The sequence below is a fragment of the Bacteroides sp. MSK.20.12 genome, from assembly GCF_019052435.1.
GTDB classification, from domain to species: domain Bacteria; phylum Bacteroidota; class Bacteroidia; order Bacteroidales; family Bacteroidaceae; genus Bacteroides; species Bacteroides xylanisolvens.
Genome location: NZ_JAHQVH010000014.1, coordinates 1 through 21,586, shown reverse-complemented (window position 1 = coordinate 21,586; position 21,586 = coordinate 1). Strand labels below are relative to the sequence as shown.

13 protein-coding genes are annotated in these 21,586 nt (G+C 41.7%); 7 read left to right on the top strand and 6 right to left on the bottom strand.

Features of this window, described 5'->3' with window-relative positions; genetic code table 11:
• Nucleotides 1–297: 297 nt before the first annotated feature.
• Entirely contained in the window at nt 298–1,704 is a 1,407-nt protein-coding gene (gene ltrA, locus KTR06_RS09430; RefSeq protein WP_008024712.1) for a group II intron reverse transcriptase/maturase, read from the bottom strand.
• Nucleotides 1,705–3,100: 1,396 nt separating this feature from the next.
• On the opposite strand from ltrA, the gene KTR06_RS09425 reads away from it, so the two are divergent.
• Nucleotides 3,101–4,240 carry a PCMD domain-containing protein gene (locus KTR06_RS09425; RefSeq protein WP_004317273.1) on the top strand — a complete coding sequence of 380 codons (1,140 nt, stop codon included), beginning with the start codon at nt 3,101–3,103 and terminating at the stop codon, nt 4,238–4,240.
• 17 nt (nt 4,241–4,257) lie between these two features.
• Nucleotides 4,258–5,043, top strand: coding sequence for a porin family protein (locus KTR06_RS09420; protein WP_004317272.1), 786 nt, complete (start codon nt 4,258–4,260; stop codon nt 5,041–5,043).
• A 108-nt stretch (nt 5,044–5,151) separates the two neighbouring features.
• Here KTR06_RS09420 and KTR06_RS09415 read toward each other — a convergent pair whose 3' ends face one another.
• The 5 genes from KTR06_RS09415 to KTR06_RS09395 all read right to left on the bottom strand — a co-directional run bounded on the left by KTR06_RS09415 (nt 5,152) and on the right by KTR06_RS09395 (nt 12,819).
• Nucleotides 5,152–6,201: a DUF4925 domain-containing protein gene (locus KTR06_RS09415; RefSeq protein ID WP_225480474.1), complete on the bottom strand. Its 1,050-nt coding sequence runs from the start codon at nt 6,199–6,201 to the stop codon at nt 5,152–5,154.
• A 359-nt stretch (nt 6,202–6,560) separates the two neighbouring features.
• The gene (locus tag KTR06_RS09410; protein ID WP_225449901.1) at nt 6,561–7,550 is read right to left on the bottom strand and encodes a DUF4925 domain-containing protein; all 990 of its coding nucleotides are present in this window, start codon (nt 7,548–7,550) and stop codon (nt 6,561–6,563) included.
• Between the two features lie 412 nt (nt 7,551–7,962).
• Entirely contained in the window at nt 7,963–10,932 is a 2,970-nt protein-coding gene (locus KTR06_RS09405; protein WP_015531471.1) for a PEP/pyruvate-binding domain-containing protein, read from the bottom strand.
• A gap of 4 nt (nt 10,933–10,936) precedes the next feature.
• Nucleotides 10,937–11,578 carry an HNH endonuclease gene (locus KTR06_RS09400; RefSeq protein WP_008024719.1) on the bottom strand — a complete coding sequence of 214 codons (642 nt, stop codon included), beginning with the start codon at nt 11,576–11,578 and terminating at the stop codon, nt 10,937–10,939.
• A gap of 5 nt (nt 11,579–11,583) precedes the next feature.
• Nucleotides 11,584–12,819, bottom strand: a complete 1,236-nt coding sequence (locus tag KTR06_RS09395) for an AAA family ATPase (protein ID WP_121960516.1) — start codon at nt 12,817–12,819, stop codon at nt 11,584–11,586.
• 146 nt (nt 12,820–12,965) lie between these two features.
• On the opposite strand from KTR06_RS09395, the gene KTR06_RS09390 reads away from it, so the two are divergent.
• The 5 genes from KTR06_RS09390 to KTR06_RS09370 all read left to right on the top strand — a co-directional run bounded on the left by KTR06_RS09390 (nt 12,966) and on the right by KTR06_RS09370 (nt 21,301).
• Complete coding sequence (locus KTR06_RS09390; RefSeq protein WP_009038722.1) at nt 12,966–15,077, top strand: prolyl oligopeptidase family protein; 2,112 nt, start codon at nt 12,966–12,968, stop codon at nt 15,075–15,077.
• Nucleotides 15,078–15,293: 216 nt separating this feature from the next.
• A complete protein-coding gene (gene gdhA / locus KTR06_RS09385; protein ID WP_008024724.1) occupies nt 15,294–16,631 on the top strand; it encodes an NADP-specific glutamate dehydrogenase in 1,338 nt (445 codons plus the stop codon).
• Between the two features lie 232 nt (nt 16,632–16,863).
• Complete coding sequence (locus tag KTR06_RS09380) at nt 16,864–18,027, top strand: Xaa-Pro peptidase family protein (protein ID WP_217290274.1); 1,164 nt, start codon at nt 16,864–16,866, stop codon at nt 18,025–18,027.
• Between the two features lie 82 nt (nt 18,028–18,109).
• Nucleotides 18,110–19,672 (top strand): arylsulfatase, encoded by a 1,563-nt coding sequence (locus tag KTR06_RS09375; protein WP_120069284.1) that lies wholly within the window; start codon nt 18,110–18,112, stop codon nt 19,670–19,672.
• Between the two features lie 102 nt (nt 19,673–19,774).
• Nucleotides 19,775–21,301, top strand: coding sequence for an arylsulfatase (locus KTR06_RS09370; RefSeq protein WP_120069370.1), 1,527 nt, complete (start codon nt 19,775–19,777; stop codon nt 21,299–21,301).
• Nucleotides 21,302–21,586 lie beyond the last annotated feature (285 nt).

Genomic DNA, 21,586 nt, shown 5'->3' with positions numbered 1-21,586 from the left:
TATAATATCAATAAAAAAAGGTTCAGTCATTATTCTTGGGGATTTAACACATCTTTAGCTACTTAGTTGAAGTAGAGTCTTATTTCTTCATTGTGTTCTTCCGCGTTATGAGCAAAATTCGGAATGAATAAAAGAAGATATATTTATATTTTGTCCATAGGCTAAAACCGGGTCACCGTTCCTTTTAAAGGAACGCCCCGATGCACAATCGAGTAGGAGGAAAACGAAAGCTTTCTTCCTACTTTCATTTTCCGACCTCTCACACCACCGTACGTGCCGTTCGGCATACGGCGGTTCCTATTTTGGATGCCATTCGAGATAACTATCCGTCAGCGTGATATACCCTGCCTTTTTCAGATTCTCATTTGATAGGGCTCGTGTCAAAATCGGGCTGTCGGCTATACGCCAATTACCAAGACGTGTGTTCCCCCATTGATAGGCTTGCCGGGCGGCTATGCCACATCGTTTGAGGTTGATTATCCTCGTCTTGGGTTTCTTCCATGCTTTCCATATACACATTCGTATCCGTCGCCTTAACCATTCATCGGTTTCAAGGCAAAGCCGTTTTATCTGAGCAAGATGATAGTACCCTATCCAACCCCGTATGTACTCTTTCAGCTTCTGTTTCCTGCGTTCATAGCCCCAACCATTACTGCGACTCGTCAACTCTTTGAGCTTGGCTTTCATCTTGGTTTTGGTTTTGGGGTGTACAGCAAGCAGACATTTGCCTTTGTTTACATAAAAGGAGTAGCCGAGGAATTTAACTCCTCGTACATAGGACACTACGGTTTTCTCCCGATTTACTTTCAGAAAGAGTTTCCCCTCGATAAATCGTGTGATACTTGACTTTACACGCTGTGCGGCTCGTTTGGATTTACAGAATATCAGGGCATCATCGGCATATCGGACAAACGGGTGTCCTCGGAGTTCGAGTTCCTTATCCAATTCGTTGAGCATTATGTTACTCAACAGCGGACTTAGAGGTCCACCTTGCGGTGTGCCCTCTTCGCTCGCTTCAAAAAGTCCTCGGGTAATTACTCCGCTGCTTAGATATCTGTGTATTAGACTGACTACTCTGCCGTCTGTTATCGTGCGGCTGAGGATTTCTATGAGCTTGCTGTGATTTACGGTATCGAAGAAGCGTTCAAGGTCAAGGTCGACCACATATCGGTAGCCGCTCTCAACTATCTCTTGCGCCTTTCGTAGCGCACTATGGCAGCTCCGATTGGGACGGAAGCCGTAACTCGTCCGAGAGAACTGTCGCTCATAGATTGGGGTCAGTGCTTGGTTGATGGCTTGCTGAACTAATCGGTCTACTACAGTGGGTATTCCCAATAGCCGCATCTTTCCGTTGTCTTTGGGTATCTCTACCCTGCGGACAGGATTGGGACGGTATGTCCCTTGTTGCAAGGAACTTGTCAACTCATTCTTGTTGGCCAAGAGCCACGGTAGCAACTGCTCACACGACATCTTGTCAATACCGCCACTGCCCTTATTGCCTACCACTGCCTTGTACGCGCGGTTAAGATTGTCGGGACTGAGAATGAGTTCCAATAAATGTGCCTTGTCGAATGGTACTTCCGCGAAGTTGTCTGCACATATCCACATGAAAGTCTGCACTCCCTCATACCTTTCGGTTGCAGACCTATCTCTTTGAGGGCAGTCATTAGCTTGGGCTGATGTTTTCTGCATTCTTACCTTCATACAGTACGTTTCAATTACTTTCGCTTAATTATTAGGTTCTGCCCTTCGTAGGTTGTATTGACTTTTTTCCCCACTACTATGGCGTCTGCTGACTTCTCACGGCAAGCTTTACTCCACAACTTTCGTAAAAAAAAAACTATTTGCTGTGTCCGTGAGACCTCCCCGATTAAGAACATAATCTTTCTCACTTATACTTGCTTGATTTACACCACTCGTTCCGAATAGCTATAGGGCTTTAGTCCGTCGTGCGACCTTACCCACGAGCATGTGCCTTAATATCAAGTTTCTGTTCGTCAAGTCAGTGATTTGCCTACGGCTTCCTTCAGATTCCGCATCGCTACGGACACCCTTGCCTTTGGCTGTACGCTTGCCGCTATTAAGCTGCGTTAGGGACTTGCACCCGTTAGACTATGCCCATATCGGGCGAACCCGAGAAACGTCCCGTTCCTTTAAATGAAACGGGGCGTTTGTTTTAAAGGAAAAAACAGGTGGCACATCTTGTTGTATAACAGCGCTTTATCTTTTCACACTTATACAGTAAAATAATTAAGAACTTTGTTTACAATATCAGTTAAATTCGCTATTCTTACAAATGAATTATCTATGATTTGAATGTCTTTAAAATAAACAATAAATATTTCGGTTTCAGCTTTCAGTTTTCTCGTATAAGTGCTTATCCATCGGACTTTCGACTGAAAGCGCCCCTGAAATCACTCCATTTTGCTTTCAGCCTCTGTGCTTATGCAAAATTAGAGAGTCTATTACAGGAAAATACAGCCTCTATTATTGCTGATCAGAGGCTCTGCTTCCTTAGAATAGAGCCTCTATTTCCAAGTGTTATGTCCGACGTATGGGAGATATATGCCATGGGGTCAGCGGATATATGCCGTGGGGCTAGTGAATATATGGTGTGGGCACACGGGACGTATGGCGTGGGTATGAAAGAATGTATGTGTCACATGTGTAAGGGCTGAAAACAAAATATGGTACTTTCAGGAGGCGCTTTCAGCCGAAAGCCCGATAGATAAGCACTTATACGAGAAAACTGAATGCTGAAACCGGAGTAGTTATTGTTTTTTTAGTGGAGCGTTTTAGTACTGAAAAAGCAGATTTTAAGTACTTCTTTCATCTGTTCCATGTACTTATTACAGCAGTACAAGTACCTCTTTTGTTCAACTCTTGTACTTCTCCAGCTGATTCTTCTACTTCAAAAGCCCAAATACAAGCCAAATACTATGAAAAGATACGAAACTTGAGCCTATTAATTGGATATTTAATCATTCCTTTCCTCTCCTTCCGAAAGGAAGTGCGGGAGTTTTTTCCGCAAAAATCACCTGAAGTTCATTCAAAATCCGTATCTTTGCTCCACATAATTTACTAATTCATAATATATAAGATGAAATTTACAAATGTATTAGCCACAACACTGTTATCTTTGTTGAGTACTGCATGCATACAAAACGAAGAACCGAATACCGAAGCAGACATTTTAAAATGTATTCTACCCAAAGAAATATTCGAATATGACAATACAAACTATTACGAACCTTACGATGAATCCATAAATGCTTATCCCCTTTATATCAGTGTAAATAGCAAAGCTACCCTTACACAATTGGCTCCAGAATTTGTATTAACAGAAGGTGCCACTATCGAACCTGCAAGTGGAAGTATCCAAGACTTCACTCATCCCGTACGTTATACCGTTACCTCAGCCGATGGTAAATGGCATCGCACCTATTCCGTCAGTATTTCAGATGATTTGCAAATTATCCCCGAGCAGTTTCATTTTGATAAACTGAGTTCCAAAAGCAGCAAATACCACATTTTCTATGAAGAGAACAAAGCAAAAGGTGAATTTATGGAATGGGCAAGTGCCAATCAAGGATATATGCTAGTATCCGGAAATAGTCCTGCTACAGAATACCCCACATCACAAGCCGACGGAGGAATTGAGAACAGTAAATGTGCCAAACTGGTAACTAAATCAACCGGAGGATTAGGAAGCCTTGTTGGCGCTCCCTTGGCAGCAGGAAATCTTTTCATCGGAACATTCAATTTCAATTCTTCTGTCAGCGATCCTTTAAAATCAACCGCTTTCGGAAGAATATTCCACAAAAAACCGCTCCGTCTAAAAGGATATTACAAATACAAGGCAGGTAGCACATATATGGATGGTACAAACGAAATACCAGAACAAAAAGACAATTTCATTGTGTATGGCATCTTTTACAAAACTGATGAAACACTTCGTACCATGGACGGATATCTAGCCATCAATGAATTCAAAGATCCACGCATGATAGCATTGGCACTTCTTCCAGAAAAAGAAAGAAAAGAAACTGATCAATGGACCGAGTTCAACATACCATTCGATTACAACAAATATGGAAAAGAAGTAGACATGGAAGCTTTATCACGCGGAGAGTATAAGATAAGCATCGTACTTTCTGCCAGTAAAGACGGAGATCGTTTCAAAGGGGCAATAGGGAGCACTCTTTATGTAGATGACCTAGAATTAGTTTGTGAAGAATAACCTAAAAACAGAAAAATATGACACAAAGAAACCTATATATAGCTTTTATATTTACAATTATTAGCGTGTATTCTGTCTCTGCACAGACCAACCGGACCAAAACCTTAATTAATGCAGCACTTCACGGTTGGGAGTATGAAGTTAGAGCCGGATTCAGTATCGGCGGAACTTCTCCTATTCCTTTGCCAGCAGAAATACGATCTATCAACTCTTATAATCCTTCATTAGCCATCAGTTTGGAAGGAAATATGACTAAATGGATAGAGCCAACGAAGAAGTGGGGTATCGTTACCGGAATTCGCTTGGAAAGCCGCAAGATGAAGACAGATGCTACAGTAAAGAATTATAATATGGAAATCATTGCTAGCGATGGCGGACGTTTAAAAGGGAATTGGACAGGAAAAGTTAGTACGAATGTAAATAATTCATATCTCACATTGCCAGTATTAGCCGCTTACAAAATAAACGACCGTTGGCACATGAAAGCTGGTGTATATGCATCATACATATTGGAAAGAGAATTTTCAGGAAATGTGTACGACGGATATCTGCGTGAAGAAAATCCCACTGGTGACAAAGTATCAATTGAGGGCGATAAAAGCGCAAAGTATGATTTCTCGGAAGAGCTTCGCCACTTTCAATGGGGAGTTCAGGCAGGAGCGGATTGGTTGGCTTTCAAGCATCTAAAAGTGTATGCCGATCTCACGTGGGGATTGAATGACATTTTCAAAAAAGACTTCACAACGATAAGCTTCGCTATGTATCCTATTTATCTGAATATAGGATTTGCGTATGCATTCTAACGAAAAATATCATCCTGTTTTATAGCACCATGAGAAAGGGCAGTCCATTTTTGAGGACTGCCCTTTTTATGATGCTATTTTTGCACAAAGGAAATTATTATTATATCTTTATTTCAAGATATTTGTTTCTGCTGATGGTTGCAGAGCGGTAAACATTATTCCAAACTTAACTTCTGTTGTACCATCTATTACCTTCGGAAGACTTTTTAATACTGGCTTCAAAGCTTTAACTAAAGATGCCATATCACCAGCTTGAGCCTCTAGCATTTCCAATAGTCCGTTTACAAACTCTTCATCCTCAAACAACGGTTTTACAGCTTTCAATAGAGGCAATAACACGTCTTCTCCAACATAGACTTTCATACCTCCATTTCCATCTTGCTCATAATAAAGAGGAATTCCTTCACTCAACATCGGAATCAATTTCAGTAACTCTTTAATGTCTACAGAAGATATTCCCGATGCTCGACTTAAAGTTGTAACTGACATAGTCGTATCCATTATTTGCGACAGATTTAAAAAGAGTTTAATCTGATTCTCCTGTTCTCCCATTCTATACATAGCCAAATTCAAATCTGAATCATTCCATTCCGCATCAGCAATACCATTTTTATAAACTGCCTGTATATTTCCATCGGGCAGGAAACGTACTTCCTTCAATATAGCTGATAACAATTGGGGGATTGATTTATTATCAACCACTTTAGCGGTAAAAATAGCTCTAACCAAAATACTCCCCCATATCGGATTTGCTGAAGTCTTCCAAACATAATATACAGGTTCGACACTCTTCTGTGGCACCAAATTCCATGAAGTATCAGCAAAGCCATTTTCAGGCAATGCCACGTTCAAGTCCAATTTCAAAAAGCTCTTTGTCGCTGAACCGTTATACCGAATAATACCTCCGTTCTGCTCCTCTTCTCCGGAAAAAGTCACCATGTCACCATCTATATTCAGAGTAACATGAAGTTCAGTTGTCTTTTCTCCCGGGATAACTCCCGGACTCGCAAACTTCAACAGATCTGTTATACCGGCTCTGCTATTCATAGCCACTGAACCTAAAATATCAGATAAATCCACCAAGGCTCCTGACAATATCAATCGGGCTTTGGTTGCATCTGCTGCATCCGGAATAAATTCTACCTTCTTCCCTAACATAGGCTTCCCACTATAAGTCAAAGCCAAACCACTTACATCTGTAAATGTGAAATTCTTTATTGGACACACTATAGTTTCGTCTTTATCGCTACAAGATACAAAACATATTGCCACGCATAAAAGAAAAGTCAAATAGCAAAATAATTCTTTTTCATTTATTTCTATCTTACTAAAGGATTAATAATAAACAATTTTCCTCACCAAACATTCATTTTACAAAGTAACTAATTTTAATTTACCTACACAAATCTTATTTTTATCAATAGTTGTCAATACATTCCATAATATACCTAAAAACGAAAAAGGTTGGAAGACTAATGACGTTTCCAACCTTTTTAATTATCGCATAAATCCTGCTATTATTGTTTCATCAAATCCAAACCAATATCAAAGGTCTTTGTCTCACTCCAGTAACCTGAAATTATTTGTATCAGCGCAACTGCTCCAGCAGCCTCTGCTGGAATCAAATTAGCACTAACCAACGCCTCCCATACATAAAGCAAATCGTTTTTTATAATTGGTTCTCCATAATCATCTTTTTCTCCTGTGTCACGGAGTGTCATAAAAGTATCAAAAGCCGATTTATCCAAATACAAATAAGTTTTTCCATTTTCTTCTTTCTTATTCATCGGAATACCATTTAATGCCCATCCCTGCAACTGACGAATAGAAGCATCAGTTACATTCGCCAAATCAATCTGAAACAAACTTTTCAATAATTCTTTCAACACAGCAGGTTCTCCTGTCAGTACCTGATTGATGATGGTTTCCAAACTGCTTGCATCCTGACCTCCAAGAGCAGCACCCAAAATATTAGTAATATTTAGTTTTACTACTACTTTACCATTACTTTCAGACCATGTAGCAAGTCCGGCAGGTGAATTCACAAATCCCGAAGTGGCAGCCAATGAAGTAATCTCAGATTTTTCTGGAAACATTCCACCCATTAGTCCCGCCATGGCCCAATTCATCAATTTATCTGTACCCTGCAAAGTCGGTTTATCCACATAGGAAGCAATAATATTTCCGTCCTCACTCATCTCAATCGTATTCAACACCTGAGGAAGCATAGTCGCCCCCATCATACGAAACATTCCACTTGCTGCTACTGTAAACGGATCTTCTTTCTTTGCATCCCATTTTGCATACAAAGGACCTGCCTTCGGAAAATTTTTAATAGGGTCATCTCCTTCTGCCACCACAAAATCTGCTGTTTCATAATCACTCAAGCTATACACACCTACCAAAGGATTTACAGGATTGGGAGTGTCCTCATCATCACTACAAGAAATAAACAAAGTTGCTGTACACAATACGGTAAATAAGTAATAAAATAAATTCTTTCTCATTTCTATTCTGCTTTTAATTAATAAACACATCTGTGTGATATTCCCATCACACAGATAATAATATTTAAACGGTTGCAAAATAACTATTATTTTCAGATATCCACAAGGTCTATATTTCATGTTTCTGTTCTATTTTTAAGGAAATACATCTAACATCAACCATGAAAAACAAAACTTTCCGCTGATTATATTCTGTTTTTAATAATCAGCGGAAAGTTACCATTCAAATTTCACATATAAATATATCAATAGAGTCTATTCGTAAGCAATAGTTAGTTTTTCTTAATAGGTAGGAACATGTAAGGATATCACTTTCATTCTAACACCATATATTATAAAATTGTTATCAAGGGAAATGCAGTTGCTACACCCCAAATCTCTCTCACGATTTACAACTGGCCCCTATTCCACCTTAAGCCTCCGGCATCAAAACCACACCCTGCTTCTTCTTTCCATCCATCTTGACCACCATCGGTTTCTCAAAGCGGACATGACGAAGATATTTCGTTTCTTCCACCGCAGGTTGCGCATTGAGGAAGTCCTGATTATACACACCATCATTCATAAAGGCATTGATAGTGAAATATCCAACCCCGAACGAAGTCAGATTCTGAAAGAAATGTGTTCCTTGACTGGGATCTACCCGATAGTTGGTCAGTCCGGCTTCCACAATCACACGGGCAGCCGAGATATGAGGCCACTTCACAGGAATACCGAGCCATGTATCACTGCTTCCCCAACGTCCCGGACCGACAAGCACATAATTCTTTCCTTCATTCAAGAACTGTTGGTTGATCTTTTCTATCTCCCAAGCAATTGCCTGATTGTTAGAGGCACTATAATTATCGGTTTTTACATAGACCACATCATAAATATCATTCATGATACCGTGTCCCAACGAATTATATGAGCGGAGAATCACATCTTCATCCGGTATCTCGTTCAAATCTTCGTCCAGCATTTCTTTACTGTCTACGATAGGACGTATCTGTAACAGATAGAAGGTTCCAGATTTATCATGTTCGCGACTTAACGTTGCTGCAAATTCAATTTCAACCGGACGGCGCATCTCCTGTTCACCATATTTCAAGACCAACTGCAGAATACGAGCCAACGGGAAAACATCATGTTGCAGGATATTGGCAAAAGTAATCACCTTGCGCCCCCCAGGATACAGACCATCTCGGATAATCTGATCGTACGGATCATACGTAGAGGCAATATAACGCAGGGCACCATCGTTTTCCGCCTCTTTGACATGGAGTTTCAGTAAATTGAAACCATCGTCAATAGAAAAATCATGTCCGGCATTTTTTAAATCCAAAGCATAGAAACGGGTCTGGGTCTCTTTCAGAGCGATTTCCATTTCACTGGTTTGCAACACCTGATTGGGATGATAGGGAGAAAAACGAAGGGTCATACCACCGTCTACAATATATTTCCCTAATCCCAAAGCCAGATTAACCGTTCCTTCTTCGGCTTTTTCATCTCCTAAAGGATAATAATTCAGTGAACGAGCCACACCCGACATAGACGGATAATAACGGTCGCCATATTGATTGCCAACTACCTCCTGCAAGATAACAGCCATCTTTTCCTGATCGATCACATTCGAAGTAGCCTGCATATACGCTTTGCTGTCACGGAAATAGACTGATGCATACACCCCTTTGATGGCATCCGAAAGCATGCGCAACATTTCATACCGATCATCCAGATAAGGAATCATGTATGTGTTATAGATTCCTGCAAACGGCTGATAATGAGAATCTTCAAGCAAAGATGAGGAACGGATGGCAATCGGAGATTTCACTACATCGAAGAAAGTAAAGAAGTCCTCCACCAAGCGGTCAGGCAACTTTGCCTTCAGAAAGTATTTCAGAATCGTAGCATCATCCGCATCTGACAGCGCAATCTGATACAGATTATTAGTGTCCATAAATTCATCAAACACATCCGTACAAAGCACCACCGTTTTAGGAATAGCAATACGTGCGTTCTCAAACTCTTCAAACTCCGGATGACGCTTCACCATATTATCAATAAACGCCAGTCCACGCCCTTTTCCGCCCAAAGAACCATCCCCGATACGGGCAAAGTTAGAATAACGGTCGAAACGGTCTCGCTTAAACACAGCCACGACTCCCTGGTTCTTCATCTTACGATACTTCACAATCGCCTCAAAGATGATTTTCCGGTGAGCATCCACATCTTGAAGACTATTCCAGGTAATCGGTTTTAAAAACTCGGCTACCGGGAACATGGCACGAGAATAGAACCAACGCGACACATGATTCCGGCTGATATGATATAAGAAAGACTCCGCAGGTACGGCAAAAAGAATGTTTTGCAGTTCTTTCAGATTCCGGACACGGGCAATCTCTTCCCCGGTAGCCGGGTTACGGAATATAAAATCACCAAAACCAAAATCATCGGAAACGATACGACGCAAATCGACATCCATCTTTTTTGAGTTCTTATCAATAAAGCTAGCGCCGTACTTAGCGGCATAAGACGAATTTTCCGATTCGGACGACTGGATAATCAACGGAACAAACGGATCGTTCTTGCGTATCTCGGCACACAGCTTGATACCTGCCAGACCGTCTTTCTCCCCCCGCTCCACTTTCGGGAAACGGACGTCGGTGATTACTCCTAATATATTATTTTGATACTTATGATAAATTTCCATTGCCTCCTGATACGTACGTGCCAGTACAATCTTAGGCCGCCCGCGCATACGAAGTGTACGCTGGTGCGCATTCAAGGCTTCAGTAGAGAACTCCTGACTCTGCTTCAACACGAACTTATACAGATTCGGCAAAATAGAAGAATAGAAACGAATACCATCCTCCACCAAAAGAATCAACTGCACACCGACTTCCTGCACATCGTGTTCCAAATTCATCTTATCCTCTATCAATTTGATAATAGACACCAACAGGTCGGTATTGCCCAACCAACAGAACACATATTCAAACGCACTTAAATCTTCATTGATAATCCGTTTGGTAATACCATGGCTGAAAGGAGTCAGGATGACGATAGGAATATGCTCGTATTTCTCTTTGATATGACGACCGATATCAAAACTGTCATTGTCCCCCGTGCTCGGCATACAAATCACCAGGTCGAACGACATATTTTCCAACTGCGCCAATGCTTCCTCCTCTGTGGATACCTGCGAGAAACGAGGTGGATAACGCAAAGATAAAGAGGTGTATTCATTGAAAATCTTCTCATCAATGCGCCCGTCATCTTCCAACATAAAAGCGTCATAAGGGTTGGCGATTAACAACACGTTAAAAATTCGCCTTGTCATCAGGTTGGCGAACTGTGTATCTTTGAAGTAAAGCTGGTTTAATTTATATTTACTAAGCATAAAGTCATTCTCCTTTCTTATTCCAAATCGTCATATCTCCAAAATCATGTTTCAGCAAATCGTTACTATGAATAATTGCATATTTAAATCCCAAATATTCACTACGAATATCCAACTGTTCTTTTATAACCGGATAATAATATTCTTTCTTACCTGACATATATTCATCAACAACATAAGAAAAGAAATTCATTTTTTGAATAAATTCATCATAAAATCGTTGCTCACGACAATTCCTATAAGATAGTTTTCCATTAAATAATAAATTCAATAACTTTATCGTTGAAAGTACTTCAGAAGTTCTATTATCACTATCAAATATTGCTTTCTGATTAACAAAATCATTTGAATGTTCTATTATAGTTTCGATATCATATTGAGTCGGATCTAAGATATCATCATACTTATTCGACTTTTTATTGTTACAGTATCCACAAGCTACAAATAAGTTTTCCCATGTTTGCTTCAAGTCTCCATTATTGGCTTGCGATTTAAAATGCTCTACTTGATAATCAGTTGTCAAACGCCGTTCGCATAGATAACATTTATCATTCTGATCCATCAGTAATTGTTTGCAGACCTCGTCCGTATTATAACTCTTATCTAAAGTTTGTGGCTTATCTGCATTTTTACAAATTCTAATCATCTTAATTAATTCTTATTTTGCCACTCTCTTTTCAGATCATAATATTTAGCTTTAATAGCAGGAGCAACTGCTTCCGGAATCTTATCAAAATCCTGCAGATACATTTCCAACTCACTTTTATCCGAAATAGAAAGCCGATCAGAACGAATCAATTCTTCCATCCGTTGTAAACGCATTTGAATCTCACTGGAGTCTGTACGAACACCAAAGTAACCTTCTGCTAATGCTTCATAAGAATAATCCGTTAAGTCTTCAATTGGTTCACGATGCTCCAAATCAAAAGCAACAGCATTCTCTAAAGAATTAAGAATAAAAGGGGAATGAGTAGTGACAACAAACTGTATGTTAGGAAAAATAGTAGTCAATATCGGCAAAATCACTCTTTGTAGTTCCAAATGAAGATGCGTTTCTATTTCATCAATCAACACAATTCCTCCTTTCTCGTATGCACGGACCACATTATTCTGTGATTGCATTTTTAAAATTAAATCAGCTACAATGTCTAATGCAGCCGAATATCCTGCTGATAGTTCGGTGAATTTAAACGACTTTCCGCGTGTTTGAATGAGGAAAGAGTAATCTTTATAATTGAAATCAAGTTCTAAGGTTGTATCATCAAATATCTGACGAAGAATATTTCGGAAGCCGACAAACCATTGACGAATATAATCAGCATCCTCTGTTTTTCCTTCATTACGAGCTAAAGCCTCTTGCACTTTACAGTCAACCATAAAATTCAAGAACTGATCTACTTTATTATGTTTCAGATCAGTCTTCATCTTCAAATCCGGCTTAACAGGATTCTTAGGTTCTACAAAAAGAGACTTACGTTCATCAGCATAGTAGGCTATAATAAAGTTCTGACTAAAAAAATCCTTAGAGATGGAGTATATATCATGGAATGAAAGTTCTACTTTTCCATAAAATTCTTCAATTCTATTTTTATAATATTCAACATTATTCTGGCCGGAAGCAATACTTTTCGAATCACCAGTGGTCTCAGCTTGCTGCAACCATGCTTGATTAGACTCTAAATTTTTCTTTAAATCTAAGAAACTCAACATCTTATCATTACAAACCTGACTTAAATGCTCCACAATTGCATTCAACAAAATAGTCTTACCACTTCCGTTCTTTCCCGTAATAATCAGATGTTTTTTTTCATTTTCAGAGATTGGTATACAAAAGTTCTCCAAATGAAAAATATGATTAACCTTGATACTCGTAATAAAATTATCCATAGTCCTTTATACTTGATGATTACTTTTGCAAAGTTAATTCTTTAAATCTCATTTTCCATCATCTTCTTTATAAAGTTTACTTGTTTATCTCTTATTATTTTGTAGATTTGTAACTTTAAGTTTATTCAAAAAGACTTTTTATTCACATGAAAAAAGTAACTTTATTAATGAGTGGAATCATGGTGATGTCATGCGCTCCCCAACAAAAAAAGCTGGTCTACCCCGAGACGGCAAAGGTAGACACTGTAGATGTGTACTTCGGCACACAAGTTCCCGACCCTTACAGATGGTTGGAAAATGACACCAGCGCAGCCACTACTGCCTGGGTAGAAGCACAAAACAAAGTAACGAATGAGTATCTTAGCCAGATCCCGTTCCGCGAAAACCTTCTGAAACGATTGACGACACTGGCCGATTACGAGAAGATCAGTGCCCCGATCAAGAAACATGGGAAGTATTATTTCAGTAAAAATGACGGTCTGCAGAACCAGAGTGTATTCTATGTGCAGGACTCATTGGACGGCGAACCGCGTGTTTTCCTCGATCCGAACAAACTATCGGACGACGGAACAGTAGCACTGACCGGTCTTTATTTCTCAAACGACGGCAAGTACACCGCTTACAGTATTTCACGCAGCGGTTCGGACTGGTCTGAAATTTATGTAATGGATACCGAAAGCGGAAAACTGCTGGAAGACCACATCGAATGGGCCAAGTTTACCGGTGCCGCCTGGCAGGGAGACGGTTTCTATTACAGTGCCTATGATGCGCCGACCAAAGGAAAAGAGTTCTCCAACGTGAACGAGAATCACAAAATCTATTATCACAAAATCGGTGAGCCACAGTCAAAAGATAAACTGATTTATCAGAATCCTGCTTATCCGAAACGTTTCTATACATCGAGCACCAGTGAAGACGAACGGATTCTCTTCCTGACGGAATCCGGTGCCGGAAGAGGTAACAACCTGTTTATACGGGATTTGAAAAAGCCGAATTCACCCTTCATCCAGCTGACTACAGACCTCGACTACCAATATTACCCAATCGAAGTTATCGGCGACCAAATTTATATTTATACCAACTACGGTGCACCGAAAAACCGGATCATGGTAGCCGACATCAACCGTCCGAAGCTGGAGGACTGGAAAGAGCTCGTACCCGAATCGGAAGCTGTTCTTTCAAATGCGGAAGTGATCGGTGGCAAACTGTTCCTTACTTATGACAAAGATGCCTCAAACCACGCATACGTTTACGGTCTCGACGGTAAACAAATTCAGGAAATCCAACTGCCGTCACTCGGTTCCGTAGGCTTTAGCGGCAACAAAGACGACAAAGAATGTTTCTTCGGATTCACTTCATTCACCATTCCGGGTGCTACCTACAAATACGACATGGATCAGAACACCTACGAACTATATCGTGCCCCGAAAGTACAGTTCAACTCGGACGATTTTGTGACCGAACAAGTATTCTTCGCCAGCAAAGACGGCGTAAAAATTCCGATGTTCCTTACTTATAAGAAAGATTTGAAGAAAGACGGCAAAAACCCTGTATTCCTCTACGGATACGGTGGCTTCGGTATCAGCCTCAACCCGGGCTTCAGTGCCACACGCATTCCATTCCTCGAAAATGGGGGTATCTACGCACAAGTAAACCTGCGCGGTGGTAGTGAATACGGCGAAGACTGGCACGTAGCCGGAACTAAAATGCAGAAACAGAACGTATTCGATGATTTCATCTCTGCTGCCGAATATCTGATCGACCAGAAATATACAAATAAAGATAAAATCGCCATTGTAGGAGGTTCCAACGGTGGTCTGTTGGTAGGTGCCTGCATGACACAGCGTCCCGACCTGTTCCGTGTAGCGATTCCGCAGGTAGGTGTGATGGATATGCTCCGCTACCATAAATTTACTATCGGCTGGAACTGGGCAAGCGATTACGGCACAAGCGAAGACAGCAAAGAGATGTTTGAATACCTCAAAGGCTACTCTCCACTGCACAACCTGAAACCGGGCACGAAATATCCGGCAACACTGGTCACTACCGCCGACCATGACGACCGTGTAGTCCCTGCCCACTCATTCAAGTTTGCCGCTACCCTGCAAGCCGACAACGACGGTACCAATCCGACACTGATCCGTATTGACAGCAAAGCCGGGCATGGCGCAGGCAAACCAATGGCTAAAGTACTGGAAGAACAAGCTGATATTTATGGATTCATCATGTATAATCTAGGAATGAAACCAAAATTCTAAAGCGGCACTTCCTATTTATAAACACATACAAGCCCCGTAACCTGTATTTTACATTACAGGCTGCGGGGCTTTGTGTTTTTCAACAGAAGAAATTGACATTTTATCATTATTTAATCAAAATATCCGCATTAAAACAAGCAACTTTGAAAAATTTTCCTATATTTGCAGTGAGTTAGTTGACATTTTATCAGAATTAACCTTTTAAAATATAGTATCATGAACATCCAGAAAATCATGTCCTCTTTGGAGGCTAAGCATCCCGGTGAATCTGAATATCTTCAAGCAGTGAAGGAAGTTCTTCTTTCTATCGAAGATATATACAATCAACATCCTGAATTTGAAAAAGCTAAAATCATAGAAAGATTGGTAGAACCCGACCGTATCTTCACTTTCCGTGTAACGTGGGTGGATGACAAAGGCGAGGTGCAGACCAACCTCGGTTATCGTGTACAATTCAATAATGCGATCGGTCCTTATAAAGGCGGTATTCGTTTCCATGCTTCCGTCAATCTTTCCATTCTGAAATTCCTCGGTTTCGAACAGACATTCAAAAATGCACTGACCACGCTGCCTATGGGTGGTGGAAAAGGTGGTTCCGATTTCTCTCCGCGCGGTAAGAGTGATGCTGAAATTATGCGTTTCTGCCAAGCCTTTATGTTGGAGTTATGGCGTCACCTCGGACCGGATATGGATGTACCAGCCGGTGATATCGGCGTAGGCGGACGTGAAGTAGGTTATATGTTCGGTATGTATAAGAAACTGACTCGCGAATTTACAGGCACATTCACCGGCAAGGGATTAGAATTCGGAGGCTCGTTGATTCGCCCGGAAGCTACCGGTTTCGGTGGTCTGTATTTTGTAAATCAGATGCTACAAGCGAAAGGCATTGATATAAAAGGTAAGACAGTCGCTATTTCCGGTTTCGGCAACGTTGCATGGGGAGCAGCTACCAAAGCTACCGAACTGGGTGCCAAAGTGATTACAATTTCCGGTCCGGACGGATATATCTACGATCCGGATGGTATCAGCGGCGAAAAGATAGACTATATGCTCGAACTTCGTTCGTCGGGTAATGACATTGTTGCACCTTATGCAGAACAGTATCCGAATGCTACCTTTGTAGAAGGCAAGCGCCCATGGGAAGTGAAAGCAGACATCGCGCTTCCTTGTGCTACCCAGAATGAATTAAATGGAGAAGATGCTCAAAATCTCATAAAAAATGACGTACTTTGCGTCGGAGAAATTTCCAACATGGGATGTACTCCCGAAGCAATCGACCTCTTTATTGAACATAAGATAATGTATGCTCCGGGTAAAGCGGTCAACGCAGGCGGTGTTGCCACTTCCGGTTTGGAAATGTCTCAAAACGCAATGCACCTAAGCTGGAGTGCTGCCGAAGTGGACGAAAAGCTCCATGCAATCATGCACGGCATCCATGCACAATGCGTGAAGTACGGTACGGAACCCGACGGATACATTAATTATGTGAAGGGTGCCAACATTGCCGGATTTATGAAAGTAGCTCACGCAATGATGGGACAAGGCGTTATTTAGAAGACTTTGTTTAGTTGTATTTGTATTTGTGGTTTGCGCTGCTCGCCTCCTGTGACAGGACGCGGGTAGCGCTATTTTTTTGAGATTAACATTATTTTCGCTGGAATTAATTATCTTTGTGGCATGATAGGTTAAATAATAGTTTGTGAATTTGTTATATCAGATAAACAACTCACAACTAATAATTTACCATTGATAGTTTTGTAATTAATAATCATGTAATAAATAAAAAATGCTACAACCCGAATTGAAATTTCGCCGTGACAAGATTCGCAGTCTGATGGTGTCACAGGGCATTGACGCCGCACTTATCACTTGTAATGCAAATTTAATTTACACGTATGGCTGTGTAGTCAGTGGCTATCTTTACCTCCCCCTTCATTCGCCTGCACTATTATTTTTCAAACGCCCTAATAATATCACAGGAGAACATTCGTTCTCGATTCGCAAACCGGAACAAATCGTTGACCTGTTGAAAGAACAAGGATTGCCGATGCCAACCAAACTGATGTTAGAAGGTGACGAGCTCCCTTATACGGAATATTGTCGTCTGGCCAGCCTGTTTCCGGAAGCAGAAGTTGTAAATGGCACCCCGGTGATTCGTCAGGCACGCAGTGTGAAAACACCTGTAGAAATCGAGATGTTCCGCCGTTCGGGCATTGCCCACGCCAAGGCATACGAGCAGATTCCAAGCGTATATCGCTCCGGTATGACAGACATCGAATTTTCCATTGAAATAGAACGCCTGATGCGTCTGCAAGGTTGCCTCGGAATTTTCCGGGTATTCGGACGCAGCATGGAAATATTCATGGGTAGCGTACTGACCGGAGACAATGCCGGATACCCCTCGCCCTATGATTTTGCTTTAGGTGGACAGGGACTTGATCCTGCTTTGCCGGGAGGAGCAAATAAAACTCCGCTAAAGGAAGGTCAGAGCGTTATGGTGGACTTGGGAGGCAACTTCAACGGTTACATGAACGACATGAGCCGTGTATTCTCAATAGGAAAGCTGCCCGAAGAGGCTTACACCGCCCATCAGGTTTGTTTGGATATTCAGGAAAAGATTGCTTCCATCGCCAAACCGGGCATTGCTTGTGAAGTGCTTTACGACACAGCTGCCGAAATAGCCAAAGAAGCCGGATTTGCCGACAAATTTATGGGAACAGGGCAACAAGCCAAGTTTATCGGCCACGGTATCGGACTCGAAATTAATGAAGCTCCGGTATTGGCTCCCCGCATGAAACAACAATTAGAACCGGGCATGGTCTTTGCCCTCGAACCGAAAATCGTTATTCCGGGTGTAGGCCCCGTAGGCATTGAAAACTCTTGGGTAGTAACCAACGAAGGAATAGAAAAGCTGACGAACTGCAATGAAGAAATCATTGAATTAAGTTAAACAGACGATGAAAAAGATGTGTCCGGCAAAGAACAGACACATCTTTTTCTACTAATAATAACACACTTAACCCCCAAAAACAATGAAACAACCTTTCATTCTAACCCTTATGTCCACTGTTGCCTGCACTGCAACAGCCACTAACAAAGCACCGGAAAACACTACACCGACAAAGTCAAAAACACCCAACGTCGTATTTATCTACGCTGATGATCTCGGTTATGGCGATTTGGAATGTTACGGAGCTAAAAACGTGCAAACCCCTAATGTCAACCGGCTGGCAAAATCCGGAATTCTTTTCACCAACGCTCATGCAACAGCCGCCACCAGTACCCCTTCCCGCTATTCCATGCTGACAGGAGAATATGCCTGGCGCAAAGAAGGAACGGATGTAGCGGCAGGAAATGCCGGGATGATTATCCGCCCCGAGCAATATACCATGGCAGATATGTTCAAAAGTGTCGGTTATGCTACTGCCGCAGTAGGCAAATGGCATTTAGGACTCGGAGATAAAACCGCTACTCAAGACTGGAATGCTCCGTTGCCTTGCGCATTAGGTGATTTAGGATTCGACTATCATTTTATCATGGCAGCTACAGCCGACCGCGTGCCTTGTGTCTATATCGAAAACGGAAAAGTTGCCAACTACGATCCGAGTGCTCCTATCGAAGTAAGTTATCAAAAGAACTTCGAGGGCGAACCTACCGGAAAAAGTAATCCTGAATTACTTTACAACCTCAAGCCAAGTCACGGTCACGACATGTCTATCGTCAACGGAATTTCCCGCATCGGTTTCATGAAAGGCGGAGGAAAAGCACTCTGGAAAGACGAAAACATTGCTGATTCATTAACGACACATGCCATTCAGTTTATTGAGGAGAACAAAAACAAACCTTTCTTCCTCTACTTTGCCACTAACGACGTACATGTTCCCCGCTTTCCTCACGACCGTTTCAGAGGTAAAAACCCGATGGGATTAAGAGGCGACGCTATCGTACAGTTCGATTATTGTGTCGGTGAAATTCTGAATACATTAGAGAAATTGGGTTTAAGAGAAAATACGCTCATCATTCTTTCAAGTGACAACGGCCCGGTGGTAGACGACGGATACGACGACAAAGCAGAAGAACTGCTCAACGGTCATAGCCCTGCGGGACCGTTACGGGGCAACAAATATAGTGCTTTCGAAGGAGGCACGCGTATTCCCGCCATTGTCAGCTGGCCTGCGGGAGCAGAAAAAGGCATGACTTCAGACCTGTTGGTTTCGCAAGTAGACTGGTTGGCTTCTCTGGCTTCCCTCACCGGAGCTACAATGCCTAAAAGCACTGCACCGGATAGCTACAACTATCTGGGAAGTTGGCTAGGTAAAGAAAAGACAGACCGCCCGTGGGTAATAGAGCAGGCTTCCAACCACACGCTGTCCGTCCGCACCAAAGACTGGAAGTACATCGAACCGAATGACGGACCGAAAATGATCCAGTGGGGACCGAAGATAGAAACCGGAAACTCTAAAGAACCGCAGCTTTATAAAATGAAAGAAGTGAAAGAGGTGACCAACTACGCAAAGAATATGCCGGAGAAAGTGGCCGAACTGCAAAATATCCTTCAAAGCGTACGTGAAGGAAAAGATTTAATCGGAAAATAGATTCAGGATATAGAATGATGAAATGCCTCATAAAGACAGCCACAAAGCCTTAGAGAGGCATTTCATTCTAACCAGCTTAACCTTATTTAATTGCATAATATGATGAATTATAAATCAATCTCGTTGATAGGCGGCACGCTGCTTCTATCTACCTTAACTGCCAACGGACAGAAAAAGAACACCCAACCCAATATTCTTTTCATTCTTTGTGACGACATGGGATATGGAGATTTAGGCTGTTACGGTCAACCATTTATCCGCACCCCTCATATAGACACGATGGCGAATGAAGGTATGCGTTTTACACAGGCATACGCCGGCAGTCCCGTCAGCGCACCTTCCAGAGCTTCATTTATGACAGGGCAACATTCAGGTCACTGCGAGGTGCGAGGCAACAAAGAATACTGGAAAAATGTACCGATCGTGTTGTATGGGCAAAACCAAGAATATTCGATAGTGGGGCAACACCCTTATGATTCCGACCATGTAATCTTACCGGAAATAATGAAAGACAATGGCTATACCACGGGTATGTTCGGCAAATGGGCGGGAGGATATGAAGGCTCGCGTTCTACTCCCGACAAACGGGGAATAGATGAATACTACGGTTACATCTGCCAATTTCAGGCTCATCTTTACTACCCCAATTTCCTGAACCGTTATAGTAAAGCGTTGGGCGACACCGGAGTGGTGCGGGTGGTGATGGATGAAAACATCAAATATCCGATGTATGGTCCCGACTACCAGAAACGTCCGCAATACTCGGCCGACATGATTCATCAGAAAGCATTGGAGTGGCTGGACCAACAAGACGACCAACAACCGTTTTTCGGCATATTGACTTACACCTTGCCTCATGCGGAACTCGTTCAACCGGAAGATTCCATCCTGAATGAATACAAAGCCAAATTCAACCCGGACAAAGAGTTTAAAGGAAGCGAAGGCTCACGATACAATGCTATTACGCACACCCATGCTCAATTTGCAGGAATGATTACCCGGCTGGATTATTACGTGGGTGAAGTCCTGAAAAAGCTGAAAGAGAAAGGGCTGGACGAAAACACATTGGTTATTTTCTCCAGTGACAACGGCCCTCACGAAGAAGGCGGAGCCGACCCTACTTTCTTCGGCAGAGACGGAAAGCTGCGCGGATTAAAACGCCAGTGTCATGAAGGAGGAATACGTATTCCGTTTATCGCGCGTTGGCCGGGGCACATACCAGCAGGTAAAGTGAACGATCATATCTGTGCTTTTTATGATTTAATGCCTACATTCTGCGAAGTGATCGGCATCAAGGACTACGAAAAGAAATATCGCAATAAAGAAAAAGAAGTCGATTATTTCGATGGGATTTCTTTTGCTCCCACACTGCTGGGTAAGAAAAAGCAAAAGAAACATGATTTCCTGTATTGGGAATTTGATGAAACAGACCAGATTGCCGTACGCATGGACGATTGGAAGATGGTGGTAAAAAAAGGAACACCGTTCCTCTACAACTTAAAAACGGATATTCACGAAGATACTGACATAGCACTCCAACATCCGGACGTTGTAGAAAAGATGAAAGCTATCATCTTCGAACAACATACGCCCAATCCATATTTCTCGGTGACGCTACCCAAACAGTAAACGTACGGATAAAGAAATAATGAGTAATCAGCAGTTAGAAAGCAAGGTTTCATTCATTTCGGTACCGTTTTGAATAAAATAATGGAGTATTCTGGAAACGTTGTGGTAAATCTGAAAAAGATGATTGAGTTTTTAAGATTCTCCGTTATCTTTTTATTATAAGATATGGGTCAAGGGTGAGGGTTGGTGAGGGTAGATTTATAACTTTTTATTTTATTATTTTCTATACTATCTCCTTTTTTATCTATAAAAAAAAATACGAAAGTTATAAATCTACCCTCACCA